General features: G+C 69.6%; 13 protein-coding genes. All 13 read right to left on the bottom strand.

What is annotated here, in order from left to right; all coding sequences use genetic code 11:
* Window positions 1-28 precede the first annotated feature (28 nt).
* The 13 genes from TBIF_RS11210 to TBIF_RS11150 all read right to left on the bottom strand — a co-directional run bounded on the left by TBIF_RS11210 (window position 29) and on the right by TBIF_RS11150 (window position 12,835).
* Window positions 29-1,225, bottom strand: a complete 1,197-nt coding sequence (locus tag TBIF_RS11210) for a lipid-transfer protein (RefSeq protein WP_024794893.1) — start codon at window positions 1,223-1,225, stop codon at window positions 29-31.
* Window positions 1,222-1,668 carry a Zn-ribbon domain-containing OB-fold protein gene (locus TBIF_RS11205; protein ID WP_024794892.1) on the bottom strand — a complete coding sequence of 149 codons (447 nt, stop codon included), beginning with the start codon at window positions 1,666-1,668 and terminating at the stop codon, window positions 1,222-1,224. The genes TBIF_RS11210 and TBIF_RS11205 overlap by 4 nt, the downstream gene beginning before the upstream one ends.
* Window positions 1,669-1,791: 123 nt before the next feature.
* Window positions 1,792-3,246, bottom strand: coding sequence for an FAD-binding protein (locus TBIF_RS11200; protein WP_024794891.1), 1,455 nt, complete (start codon window positions 3,244-3,246; stop codon window positions 1,792-1,794).
* 29 nt (window positions 3,247-3,275) lie between these two features.
* Window positions 3,276-3,761, bottom strand: a complete 486-nt coding sequence (locus TBIF_RS23465) for a hypothetical protein (RefSeq protein WP_024794890.1) — start codon at window positions 3,759-3,761, stop codon at window positions 3,276-3,278.
* Window positions 3,758-4,228 (bottom strand): Rv1363c family protein, encoded by a 471-nt coding sequence (locus tag TBIF_RS11190; RefSeq protein WP_148302243.1) that lies wholly within the window; start codon window positions 4,226-4,228, stop codon window positions 3,758-3,760. Before TBIF_RS11190 ends, TBIF_RS23465 begins: the two co-directional genes overlap by 4 nt.
* 8 nt (window positions 4,229-4,236) lie before the next feature.
* Window positions 4,237-5,541, bottom strand: a complete 1,305-nt coding sequence (locus tag TBIF_RS11185) for an MCE family protein (protein ID WP_024794888.1) — start codon at window positions 5,539-5,541, stop codon at window positions 4,237-4,239.
* On the bottom strand, window positions 5,538-6,692 hold the full coding sequence (locus tag TBIF_RS11180) for an MCE family protein (RefSeq protein WP_024794887.1): 1,155 nt from the start codon (window positions 6,690-6,692) through the stop codon (window positions 5,538-5,540). The genes TBIF_RS11185 and TBIF_RS11180 overlap by 4 nt, the downstream gene beginning before the upstream one ends.
* The gene (locus TBIF_RS11175) at window positions 6,689-7,951 is read right to left on the bottom strand and encodes an MCE family protein (protein WP_024794886.1); all 1,263 of its coding nucleotides are present in this window, start codon (window positions 7,949-7,951) and stop codon (window positions 6,689-6,691) included. Before TBIF_RS11175 ends, TBIF_RS11180 begins: the two co-directional genes overlap by 4 nt.
* The gene (locus TBIF_RS11170) at window positions 7,948-8,997 is read right to left on the bottom strand and encodes an MCE family protein (RefSeq protein WP_024794885.1); all 1,050 of its coding nucleotides are present in this window, start codon (window positions 8,995-8,997) and stop codon (window positions 7,948-7,950) included. The genes TBIF_RS11175 and TBIF_RS11170 overlap by 4 nt, the downstream gene beginning before the upstream one ends.
* Window positions 8,994-10,076, bottom strand: a complete 1,083-nt coding sequence (locus tag TBIF_RS11165; protein ID WP_148302242.1) for an MCE family protein — start codon at window positions 10,074-10,076, stop codon at window positions 8,994-8,996. Before TBIF_RS11165 ends, TBIF_RS11170 begins: the two co-directional genes overlap by 4 nt.
* On the bottom strand, window positions 10,076-11,239 hold the full coding sequence (locus TBIF_RS11160; RefSeq protein ID WP_024794883.1) for an MCE family protein: 1,164 nt from the start codon (window positions 11,237-11,239) through the stop codon (window positions 10,076-10,078). The genes TBIF_RS11165 and TBIF_RS11160 overlap by 1 nt, the downstream gene beginning before the upstream one ends.
* Before the next feature lie 9 nt (window positions 11,240-11,248).
* Window positions 11,249-12,118: an MlaE family ABC transporter permease gene (locus TBIF_RS11155; RefSeq protein WP_024794882.1), complete on the bottom strand. Its 870-nt coding sequence runs from the start codon at window positions 12,116-12,118 to the stop codon at window positions 11,249-11,251.
* 3 nt (window positions 12,119-12,121) lie between these two features.
* Entirely contained in the window at window positions 12,122-12,835 is a 714-nt protein-coding gene (locus tag TBIF_RS11150) for an MlaE family ABC transporter permease (protein WP_051461488.1), read from the bottom strand.
* Window positions 12,836-12,877: the final 42 nt, after the last annotated feature.

Below are 12,877 nucleotides of genomic sequence, written 5' to 3'. Positions count from 1 at the left end.
CCCTGCCACGGCGGGGCTTATATGTTGATCAAACTGTAACGATCACCGAAGATCCGTGTCCGAACAGGCCCTGGTTGGCAGTGATTCCGACCTTCGCGCCCTCGACCTGGCGGCCCTCCGCCTGCCCGCGCAGCTGCCACGTCAGCTCGCAGACCTGCGCCAACGCCTGTGCGGGGACGGCCTCGCCGAAGCAGGCGAGCCCGCCGGACGGGTTCACGGGGATGCGTCCGCCGATGGTGGTCTCGCCGGCGCGCAGCAGCTGCTCCGCCTCGCCGCGGCCGCACAGCTGCAGGTCCTCGATCCAGTCCAGCTCCACGGACGTGGCCAGATCGTAGACCTCGGCGACGTCGACGTCGGCCGGCGCGATGCCGGCCTCCTCGTACGCCGCCTGCCCGAGCGACTCCTTGAACGTCAGCGCCGGCGCCGGCACGGCCGAGGCCGAGTCGGTGGAGAAGTTCGGCATGTCCATGATGGTCTGCGGGAACGTGGGCGTGACGGTGGAGATGGCGCTGATCCGCACCGGGTTGGCGATGCCCATCTTGCGGGCGTACTCCATCGAGGTGACCAGGATGGCCGCGCCGCCGTCGGACGTGGCGCAGATATCCAGCAGGTGCAGCGGGTTGGAGACCACGGGGGAGGCCAGGACGGCGTCGACTGTGACCTCCTTGCGGTAGCGGGCGTTCGGGTTGCTGAGCCCGTGCTTGGCGTTCTTGACCTTGACTGCCGCGAAGTCCTCGCTGGTGGCGCCGTACAGGTCCATCCGGCGGCGGGCGTTGAGCGCGAAGTACGCCGGGTTCGTCATGCCCATCAGGCGAAAACGCAGCCAGTCCGGGTCATCCCAGCGCTCCCCGGCGACCGGCGCCAGGAAGCCCTTGGGAGTGGTGTCCGCGCCGACGACGAGGGCGACCTCGCTCAGGCCGGCGAGGATCCGTGCGCGGGCGGTGTCGAGGGCCTGGGCGCCGGTGGCGCAGGCCGCGTAGGAGGTGGCGACGCGCGCCCCGTTCCAGCCGAGGGCTTGCGCGAACGTGGCGCCGGCGACATAGCCGCCATAGCCGTTGCGCACGGTCTCGCCGCCGACGATGTAGTCGACGTCCTGCCACGGCACGTTGGCGTCGGCCAGCGCGGCGCGCGCTGCGGCGACGCCGTACTTGACGAACGAGTGGCCCCATTTGCCCCACGGGTGCATGCCCACACCGAGGATTGCCACATCTGTCGACTTGCTCATGCCTGCTGCTCCTTCACGGCGGTGGGCTTCCAGGCCCACATGCTGCGGTCGCCGGTCTCGTCGGTGTAGATGGTCTCCACGACCAGCTCCACTGGGTTGCCGACCTTGAGGTCGTCCACGCCGTATCCGTTGGCAGCCTGGCCGAGGATCACGATGCCCTCGGGCAGCTCCACCGCGACGAGCGCGAACGGCACGTACGGGTCGGAGATCGGGATGTACGGGGGCGGCGGCTGGTACTGCGCGTCGGTGTAGGACCACACGGTGCCGACGCGGGAGAGCTCGGCGCTAGCGAACTCCTCGCCGGAGCAGGCGGGGTTCTTGCAGAAGTTCAGCTCACGCGGGAACGAGATGGTTCCGCAGGAGGTGCACTTACTGCCGATCAGGGCCGGCTCGGGGCCGGTGGTGAACCAGCCCTCGATGGCTGGGGTCGCACTGGTGGTCATGAAAACCTCATTTACTGGTCAAAACCGGTCGGGCGCTCGTCCACCACATCCGATGGTGAAACGCGTTCCAGTCTCGCATGCGAGTGGTCGAATGGTTCCGGACGTTCCCGTTGGGTGGAGCGGTCACTGGGCCGTCGCGGCGGCGCGCCGGCCCGCGCGGCGGCCGAAGAACGAGCCCTCGCCGAGTTGGGTCCCGCTCGCATAGCCCTTTCCGTCCTGCGCGATATTCGACGCGCACGCGCCCGCGGCGTACAGGCCGGCCACCGCGCTGCCGTCCGCGCGCAACACCTCGGCGTCGACGGACGTGCGGAGCCCGCCCAGGGTGAAACCGGCATAGAACGCCTTGCCGAGGGTCAGGTCGAACGCCGCCCACGGCCCGTCGTCCTGGGCGGCGAGCCACTGCGGGGCCTTGTGGAAATCGGGGTCTGCCCCGCGCGCCGCGTGCTCGTTGTAATGGTCGAGGGTGGACTGCAGCTGCTCGGCCGGGATGTCGAGCGCGGCCGCCATCTCCGCGACGGTCTCCCAGCCGTCGATGAACGGCACGAGGGGGACTTGCGGGCGCGCCATGTGCGCGGAGTCGACGATCAGGTACGCCCTGGCGCCGGGCTGTTCGAGGGCGAACGCGGAGGTCCGCGAGTGGTAGGAGTCCTCCGCGACGAACCGGCGCCCCTCGCCGTTGACGATCAGGCCCGTGAGCAGGATCGACGGCGGATAGACGGGCGCGGTGATAAAGGCCTGGTCCATGTGGGCGGTCGCGCCGCCGACGGACTGGCCCAACAGGATGCCGAGGCCGTCGTCGTAGGTGGTGCCCAGCGTGTAGGGCTTCTGCGCCAGCTCCGGCACGTGCTCGGCCACCATCTCGGCATTCATCACGAAGCCGCCGGCCGCGATGACCACGGACCGCGCGCGGATGGCCCCGGCCTCGCCAAATCGCCGCCAGGTGGCGCCCACGACCTCGGCGGCGTCGACGATGAGCGCGGTGGCCCCAGTCTCGTAGCGGATCTCCACACCGAGGTCCGCCGCGCGGGCGAGCAGGGCGTCGATGGCCATGGCCGCGCCGCCGGTGTCACCGGGCCGGGGCACCTTGTGCCCGCGCGGGGCCGGGACCGCCTCCTCGCAGAACGGCCACACCTTCTCATTGCCGGTGTACATCAGGCCCTCGGTGCCGGGCTGGATGACGGCCTTCTCGGGGTAGTAGCTGCGCTCGAATCGCAGCCCCAGGGACTCGAGCCAGTCGAAGTGGTCCACGCTGCCGTCGGCGTAGGCGCGGATCTTCTCGGGCTCCGGCTCCAGCGAGACCGACATCAGGTACTTGTACATCTCGTCGGCGGAGTCGGCGTGGCCGGTGGCCTGCTGCACCGCGGTCCCGCCGCCCAGGTAGAAGTGCCCGCCGGCGAGGGCGGTGGTCCCGCCCGCGACCGCGGCACGCTCCAGGACGAGCACCCGAGCACCCCGCGCCGCGGCCTCGACGGCAGCGCTGCCGCCCGCGATACCGAAGCCGATCACCAGCACATCGACATCGTCGGTCCACTCCGTCAGCGTCGACGCGGGCACCGGTGCTGTGTTCGGCTGGCTCATAAGGCTCCTCTATCGCGGGGAAGGGGGATCTAGATCGGTTGGAAGTCGGCGATGCGCCACGTGCCGTCGACGCGAGACATGGTGACGAGGACCCGGCTGCCGCTGTGGCTCGGCTCGGGGTTCGCCGCGGTGGTGGTGCTCTGGTTGATGAATAGCAGCACCGTGGCGGTGTTGGTGTCCCCCGAGACCAGCGACCTGCCGACCACGGTGGCCTCGGTGCTGATGCCCTGCTCCCGGGCGGCTGGGACCACCTTCTCCGAGGAGGTCTGGCCGTAGGCGTCCCGGAAGGGGGACGGCGCCAGCCCGTCGGCCGCCGAGCGCAGTTGGACCTCAACCTCCTCGGGATTGTAGGAGAGCAGGGCGACGGACTGCGCCGCCGCGGCGTCGACGGCGAGTGCGGTCCCCGTCGCGTCGCGCCCATGCCGGGAGTGCTGGAGGTAGAGGACCGCGGTGGCGGCGAGGAGGGCGATGAGGACCAGGGCCAGGGCGCTGCGGAGAATGCGGCTGCGGCTCAATTCACGAACTCCATCCCGGAGACCGCGGTGCGGCCGTCCTCCTCGACGACCGTGACCCGGAACCGGTAGGTGCGGACCTCCGATTCGGCGTTGTCAGAGTTGGTGATGGTCTGGTTCGCGGCGACGAGCAACACCGCCTGATCCTCGCCGACCTGCTCGATCCCCACTGCCTCGACCTTGCCCTCCGCGTCGACCTGGCCGGACTCCACCGCCTTCGCGAGTGAGTCCGCGCGGCCGCCGAACGTGGCCCGGAACTCGCCGGTGCTGGCGGCCAGCAGGCGGTCGATGTCCGCGCGCGCGGAGTCTGATCGCAGCGTGGTCAGGTCCTGCACCGACTGCCGGGCGGTGTCGATGAAGGCGGCGCGGCGGGCATCCTCGGCGGAGTCCCCGCGCCCCGCGACGAGCAGCGTGGCGAGCGCTGCGACGAGGCCCGCCACGACGAGTGCGATGAGGAGGCTGGAAACCACTGATGCCACTACGGAGTCAGGCCCATCAACATCTGCTGCCACGTGATCACCCCCGACCCTGACTCCGCGGCGTGGGCCGTCGCCTCGAGATTGGGGGGACCGCTGGCGGCCCAGGGCGACATGTCGCCCATCGGCACATAGCCCTGCGGGTCGGCGCAGATGGCGGGCGTCGGGGCCCGCCTGCCCGGGTACTCCATGCACGGCAGGTTCCGCGCGCCGCGCACGCCGATGGGCGAGTCCTGGGGAATCTTGCAGTACAGGTCGTTCGGCGTCGGCGGGGTGTCCACCAGCGTGGGATACCGCCACTGGTCCGCGGGCAGGTATCCGACGGTGCAGGGCGGCGGGTCGCCGAACTGCATGTGGAAGTCGACCACGGCCATCTGCTCGTCGAGGTTCCCGTTGACCACCGTCTGGATCGCGGCCACCAGCGGCGGCAACAACGTCAGGAGTTGCTCGACCCCGGGCTGATAGGTGGCGGCGACCTCGGCCCCGCTGGTCAGGTTGGCGAGCAGAGGGGGCAGCGCCGGCGCGGCGTCGTCGAGCAGGGTCCTCGCCTGGGTGGCCACGGGCCCGCCGCGCTCGATGATGGACCGCAGCTGGGGGTCGGCCTGCTCGAGCGGGCCGGTGAACTCGGCGAGGTCGTGGTTCCAGCTGCGGATGGCGTCGCTGCTGACGACCTGGCTGTCCAGCAGCGGCCCCAGATCCTCGATGAGGGTGGCGGTGGCCGCCGCGTTGTCCCCGGCCTCAGCCAGGAAATCTCGGGTGGAGGCGACCAGCCCGGCGAGGTCCGCGGCGGAGCCGTCGAACGCGGTGAAGGCCTCGTCGATCAGGGTGTGCAGCTTTCCCGCCGGCACACCGGCGAGCAGTGCGTCCGCCTGGTCGAGCAGCGGGCCGACGGCCTGGGGCAGGCTCGCGTGGGTGGCATCGAGGACCTGCCCGTCGTGCAGGTATGGACCGGAGGTGGTCGTGGGCACCAGGTCAATGTACTGCTCGCCGATCGCGGACATGCTGTGCACGTTGACCTCGAGCCCGTCGGCCGGGATGTCGATGTTGTTGGGCAGAGTCAGCGTCGCCTGCACGCCCGTGCCGGCCAGGCCCACCGATGACACCCGACCGATGGTGGCGCCCCGATAGGTGACGTTGGCGTTGTCGTAGAGGCCGCCCATCTCGGGCAGCTCGGCCACCACGGTGATGCGGCCGATCCCCAATTGCTCCGGCACCCGCAGATACTTCACGGTGATCAGGGAGAGCCCGAGCAGGGTGAGCACCACGAAAATGACCAGCTGGAAGCGGACAAATCGACTGAGCATCATCGGGGAGCTCCGTCCGTGTGGAGGGGGGCGAGCAGCGGGTCCTCGGCCATCGCGCCGAGCCCGGCGGCGTGGCCGAGTGCGCCCTCGCCGGAGGCGACCTGGCGGCCGAGGGGGGTGCCGCGCAGCATGTCGCGTTCCATGCGCGGGACGGTGAGGTCGAGCGTCATGAACAGGTTGGAGTAATCGCCCTGGATGGTGTTGTCGAGGCTGTTCATCGGGAACGGGAACGTCAGCAGCACGGATAGCGAGTCGGTGAGGGCCGCGCCGGAGTCGGCCAGCGCTTGGAGGACGGGCGCGAGGTTCGCGATGTTGTCGGTGAGGTCCTGGCCGCTGGCCGCCACGACGGTCCGCGCGTCCTCGCCGAACCGGCCGAGCGAGGTCAGCGCGTCGGTCAGCTTGGTGCGTTCCGCGTTGAGGACGGTGACCGCCCCGTCTGCGCTGACGAGAGCCCGGTCCAGAGTCACGTTCTGCGCGGCGACCTGCGCCGAGAGCCGGTCCAGCCCGTCGAGGGCCGAGACGATCTCGGCGCGTTGGCCGTCGAGGCCGCCCATCAGGGTGTCGAGCTCGCCGAGGAGGCCGCGCACGGAGCCGGTGCGCCCGTCGAGGGCCGCGTTCAGCTCGGTGGTGATCTCGTTGACCTGCCCGAGCCCGCCGCCGTTGAGGACCACGGACAGCGCGGAGAGGGTCTGCTCGGTGGTGGGGTAGAGCCCGGAGCTCTCCAGGGCGATCACGTCGCCGGCCGCGAGGCGGCCCACCGGCGGGACGCCGGTCGGCGCGGCGAGCTGGATGTGGTTTGAGCCCAGCAAGCTGGTCTGCGCGATCGTGGCGACCGCGTTGCGGGGGAGCTCGGTGCCCTGCGCAAGCGTGACAGTCACCTCGGCGTGCCAGTCCTTGAGCTCGATCCCGGTGATGGAGCCGACCTCGGCGTCGTGGGTGAGGACCGGCGAGTTCCGGGTGATGGTGGTGACATTCGGCATCTCGATCACCACGCTGAACGCCCCGGGGCCGTGCCCCGCCCCGCCGGGGATCGGCAACGACTCGATACCGTCCCACTGACAGCCGCCGAGCGCGAGCGCGGCGACGGCTGGCACCGCGAGCACGACCGCCCGGCGCAGGTGCGGGTTTCTGGAAGCCCGAGTGCGGCTGGTCATCTCGGCGCGCCCCCCATCATCATCTCCAACAGCGGCGGTGGTGAGTACGTCCGGCTGGTCGGCTCCAGGTTCGGCACGGTGTCCTCGAGGCCGGGCTGGCTGTAGATGACCTGGCCGGGATCGGCGAAAACGCCCGTGACGGGGTTGATCAGCAGGTCGGGATAGTTCATCCGCAATGTCTGGAGGACCGGCCCCATGTGCTGCGCGCACAGGCGCGAGGCCTCGGCCGAGTTCGCCTTCTCGGCCCCGGCGATCGCGCCGCAGATGAACTGGATCGGGTTCGCCATGTTCGGCAGGGACAGGACCCCCGTCATCGAGCCCTGGGCGGGCTTGTAGATGTTGTAGAAGTTCGCCATCTGCGTCGGGGCCTGGTGCAAGATCTCCTCCAGCGATGCCCGGTTGTCGGTGAGCAGCTGGGTGACGCCGCCGATCTTGTCCAGTTCCGTGGTCAGCAGCTCGCCGTTCTCGTCGATGAACTGTTGGATGTCGACGAGCGCGGTGTCGAGGCCCGTCATCGCCGAGCCCAGCAGGTCCCGGTTCGAGTTCAGCACCCCCGACACACCCGCGAGGTTCTCGCTGAACTGCGCGATCTGCTGGTCGCTGGACTTGAGCGCCGAGACGAACACCTGCAGGTTGCGGACGATGGCGAACATGTCGCCCCGCCCGTCGGCCAGGGTGGACATGGCCTGGGACAGCTCGGTGATGGCGGTGCGGAACGCCTCGCCGTTGCCGGCCACCATGTCGGAGGCGTCGGTGACGATCGAGGCGAGCGAGCCGGGGTCGTCGGGGCCCTGCGCGTTCGGCCCGCCCGGGCCCAAAGTGTCCGACAACTCGGCGAGTGCGCCCTTGACCTCATCCCATTCCACCGGCACACCGGTCCGCGCCAGCGGGATCGTCGCGTCGTCCGCCAGCTCGGGGCCGCCGGTGTACACGGGGGTGAGTTGGATGAACCGGGCGGAGACGAGGCTCTGCGCGATGATCAGCGCTTGCGCGTCGGCCGGGAGCCGGACGTGGTCGTCGACGTGCATGAGCACCCGCACGCTCTCCGGGCCCGGGGTGATCGATTCGATGGTCCCCGCTCGCACGCCCAACACGCGCACGTCATCGCCCGGGAACACGCCAGTGGCGGAGACGAACTCGGCGGTCACGGCCCTGCGCCCGCTGCCGGAGGTGACGTAGGCGAGCGCCGCGACCAACAGCAGGCAGGCGAGGGCGAGGACGCCGAGGCCCCGCCAATGCTGGCGGATGAGGGGGTTCACGGTGGGCCTCCTGCCCCGGTGACCGCACCGAGTTCGGGCGGGCTGGGAGATGCCGAGCCGGGCGGCACGAGGACGTCGATCAGCGGGGCGAGGTTGGCCTCCGGGAGGACGTTCTGGACGTAGGCGAGGAAGAAGGGCCCCATCGACACGCTCTCCCCGAGGGCCCGCGAGTACGGGCCGAGGCTGTCGACCGCCTCGGATAGATCGCCCTCGCGCGCGACGAGCATGTCCAGCACCGAGTCCAGCTGCCGCAGCGCCGGCGTCAGGGCCTCCCGGTTGTCCGCCACCAGGCCGGAGAGCTGTGTGGCGAGCGCGTCGATGTTGCCGATCAGCGCGTCGAGGTCGGCGCGCCGGGACAGGAGCTCCGCCAGCAGCGCGTCCGCGTCGACGAGGAGGGCGTCCATCTGATCGCTGCGGTGCGCGAGGATGCCCGTGACATCCTCGGCCTTGGCCAGCAGCGCGCGCAGTCCGTCGTCCCGGGAGCTGATCGTGGCGGAGAGCCGGGAGACCCCGTCCAGCGCCGAGTGCAGGCTCGGCTCTGCGGAGTCGAACGTGTCGCTGAGGGTCCGCAGAGTCTGGTCGAGTTGGCCGACGTCGGTCTCGTCGACGGTGTTCGCCAGCCCGCTCAGCGCGTCGGTGAGCGAGTAGGGGGACCGGGTGCGCGAGACCGGGATGATGTCATCCGCGGCCAGCGACCCCGCGCCGTCCGGGACCACCGTCAGCCCTCGTTTGCCGAGGGCGGTCTGGGTGGTGATGGCAGCGTGGGTGGCCTCGCCCAAGACGATATTCTCGCGGACGCCGAACGCCACCAGCACATGGTCGCCCTCGAGGGCGATCTTCTGGACCGTGCCGACCGCCATCCCGGAGATATCCACCTGGTTGCCGACCTCCAGGCCGCCCGCCTCGGAGAACTCGGCCTGGTACGTCGTGGTGTGGTTGAAGAACGGCAGCTTGTCGTACTGCAGCGCGAAGACCACGAGGAGGGCCGTCAGCGCCAACCCGATGAATGCGATGGGGGCGGGATTCATCTCGCGGAAGGTTCTCATCGCGGCGCGCACCTGCCCTCTGTCTGCTGCACCATCGGGTACTCGAACATCTCGCCCTGCGGGTCGGTGAACCGGAACACCAACCCGCACATATAGAACTGGAAGAACGAGCCGTAGGAGCCGGTGCGGGAGAGCCGCTTATAGGTGTCGGGGAGACGGGTCAGCAGGTCGTTCACGTTGTCCTTGTCCTCGTCGAGCAGCGCGGTGGTGCGGCGTAGCTGCTCGACGGTGTCCTGGAGGGGCGGGCGGAGGTTCACGAGCAGGCCGGAGATGGCGCCCGCCGCCTGGTTGATGTGGGTGACGGACTGGCCCAGCGGGTCGCGGTCGGCGGCGAGCCCGCTGACCAGCTGCTGCAATTGGTCTACGGTGCCGGAGAACTGCTCGCCGCGGTCGCTGATGGTGCTGAGCACCGTGTTGAGGTTGCCGATGACCTCACCGATCATCGCGTCGCTGTCGGCGAGGGCGCTCGTGAACCGGCCGGTCCGGCCGAGGAGCGACGCGAGCGTGTCGCCCTGGCCCTGGAAGGTGTCGAGGAGAGCGGCGGTGAGCTTGTTGACCTGGCCCGGGTCGAGGGCCCGGAACAGCGGTTTGAAGCCGCCGAGCAGCAGGTCCAGATCCAGCGCGGGCTCGGTGTTCGAGACCGGGATGGTGCCGCCGGGCTTGAGATTCTGCCCAGCCAGATCCTGCCCGGCCGCGCCGTCCACTTCCGGTGTGGGCGGGAGGATCTCGAGGTAGCGGTCGCCGACGAGGTTCTCATAGCGGATCGCGGCGCGGGCCGTCGGCGGCAGCGCGGCGGTGTTGTCGACGCTGAACCGCACTGCGACCGTATTATCCGGCTGGAGATCGAGCCCGCCGACCTTGCCCACCTGGACGCCCGCGATGCGCACCGGAGCGCCAGACGCCATGCCGGAGGAGCTGGTGAACACCGCGTTGTACTGCGTGGACGCACCGGTGCGGAACTGGCCGAAGACCAGCACGAGGAACGCCAGGATCAGCACCATCACCACGGTGTAGACGCACATCTTCAGCGAGTCTGCGGACACGCGCTGGCGCAGGCCGCGGCCGCTCGGGGCGCGCATCAGTTGCCGCCAGCCGTGGGAATGCCGAACAGGTAGGTGAGCAGGCTCGGCTGGTTGAGGCGAGGCTCCGTGTTCTCCGGTGGATACGGGTTCACGCCGGTGTCGGTGACGAGGTAGGGGGCATGGTCGCCCGGCGTCAGCTGCGGCAGCCCGTAGCAGCCCGGGACGGCGCTCGCGCCGACCGTGGGCAGGTTGTCCGGATAGGAGTACAGCGGGATGCCAGGCACCAGCCCCACATCCAAGGACATCCCCGGGTTCTTGAGCCCGAAGGCCGGCTCGCCGCGCTTGCGGGTCTCACTCAAGCCCTCGATCAGGCAGGTGTATTCCGGTGAATACTGTTCCAGCAGAGCGGTTGTCGGCGAGAGGATGCGCAGCAGGGTGGTCAGGTTCTGCCCGTTCGCATCGAGCAGCGCGCTGCCAGAGCTGGCGAGCTGCGTTGTCGCCACGAGCAGGGACTGGAAGGGGAGGTGTAGTTCGACGATCGTGTCGGCCGTGGTGGCCGAGTGGTCGAGGATCGCCATCAGGTCGGGACTGGCGTCGGCGTAGGTGTCCAGCACCGGGGGCAGCTGATCGAGGGCGTGCTGCAGGGCGGGGAGGCTGCCGTTGACCGTGGCCAGGAACTCGTCCCCGGCGACCAGGGCCTCCCCGAGGGCGTCGCCCTGGCCGCGCAGCGCCACCGAGATGGCGCCGAGTGTGGCGTTGACCTTGTCCGGCTCGACCGCCTGTAGCAGGGTCGTCAGGTGCTCGAACACGGTGTTGACCTCGACCGTCACGCTCTTCGCGGCCACGATGTCGCCGGGGGCGAGCGGACGGGCGGAGGGGTGCTCAGGAGTCTCGAAGCTGACGTACTTCGCGCCGAAAACCGTGGTGGCGGCAATCCGCGCAGTGGCGTTCTCCGGGATCGAGCGCATCTGGTCGCGCTTGAGGTCCAGCTCGATGCGGACCTCGTCGCGGCCCGGGGCGATCGACGCGACGTGCCCGACCTCCGCCCCGAGGTACTTGACCTTCGCGCCCACGTCCATCACCAGGCCGGCGCGCTCGGCGACCACGGTCACTCGGCCGGTCGAGGTGAACTTGTCGCCGTAGGACAGCCAGGCGAGCACCACCACAGCGAGCAGGGCCGAGACAAGGGCCAGCCCCGCGAGCTTCTTACTGTGCGCCATCGGATGCCCCTAGCCCGAGAGGTGGAAGTCGCCGGAGGAGCCATAGATGGCCAGGGACATCACCAGCGTCACCGACACGACCGCCACCAGGGACGCGCGCACCGCATAGCCGACGGCGCGGCCGACTCCGGCCGGACCGCCCGCCGCGGTGTATCCGTAGTAGGTGTGGATGAGCATCACCGTGGCGGCCATGACAATGGCCTGCCCGAACGACCACAGGATGTCGGACGGGGACAAGAAGGTGTTGAAGTAGTGGTCGTACACCCCGGCCGATTGCCCGTACAAGGTGACGGTGGCGAACCGGCTGGCCGCAAATGACGCGACCACGGCCAGGGAGTACAAGGGGACGATGGTGACCAGGCCCGCGACGAGCCGGGTGCTGACGAGATAGGGGATCGAGGCGATGGACATGGCCTCGAGGGCGTCGATCTCCTCGCTGACCCGCATCGCGCCCAGCTGTGCCGTGGACCCGGCGCCGATGGTGGCCGCCAGGCCGATCCCGGCGATCACCGGCGCGCCGATCCGGACGTTGATGAAGGCGGAGAGGAAGCCGGTCAGCGCCTCGACCCCGATATTGCCGAGGGAGCTGTAGCCCTGCACGGCGATGGTGCCTCCGGCGAAGAGGGTGAGAAAGGAGACGATCACGACCGTGCCGCCGATGACGGCGAGACCGCCTGTCCCCATGGCGATCTCGGCGATGAGCCGGATGGTCTCCTTCTTGTGGCGCCGGATGGCGTACGGCATGAAGCGGATGGCGTGCCAGAAGAAGATCGCCTTGTCGCCGATCTCGTCCGCGGCGGCGGACGACCGGGCCGCCAGGCGTCGTGTGCGGAAGAACTTTCCCGTGGTCGCGAGTCTTCCCGTCGTGGTCACCGCCATCGGTCAGCCCGCCGTTGCCTTGATACCGACCGCCGTGACGATCACATTGATGACGAACAGCCCCATGAACGCGTAGACGACGGTCTCGTTCACCGCTTCCCCCACGCTCTTAGGTCCGCCGTGCACCGACAATCCGCGATAGCAGGCGACCAATCCCGCCAACAGCCCGAACATGCCCGCCTTGATCTCCGAGATCACGAGGTCGCCGAGGCCGGTGAGCAGGGTGATCTGGCTGATGAACGCGCCGGGGTTCGCGCCCTGCAAGAACACCGAGAAAACGAACCCGCCGAGGATGCCGATGACGCAGACGAGGCCGTTGAGCAGCAGGGCGACGAACATCGACGCCCACACCCGGGGCACGACGAGCCGGCGCACCGGGTCGATGCCCAGGACGGACATGGCGTCGATCTCCTCGCGAATCGTGCGCGCGCCGAGGTCCGCGCAGATCGCGGTGGCCCCGGCGCCGGCCACGATCAGCACCGTGACCATGGGGCCGATCTGGGTGATGGCGCCGAGTGCCGCCCCCGCGCCACTGAGGTCGGTCGCGCCGATCTCTCGCAGCAGGATGTTCAGGATGAACGTGACGAGGACGGTGAACGGGAGGGCGACCAGCATCGTCGGAATGGTGGAGACCCGGGCGATAAACCAGGACTGGTCGAAGAACTCTCGCACCTGGACCGGCCGCGAGAACGTGAAGCGCATCGTGTCCAGCGACATCGCGAAGAAGCCGCCGATGCCCCGGACCACAGCAGACTGCGT

The sequence above is a fragment of the Tomitella biformata AHU 1821 genome, from assembly GCF_000524475.1.
Lineage (GTDB): Bacteria > Actinomycetota > Actinomycetes > Mycobacteriales > Mycobacteriaceae > Tomitella > Tomitella biformata.
This window is presented reverse-complemented; position numbering and strand designations above follow the sequence as displayed.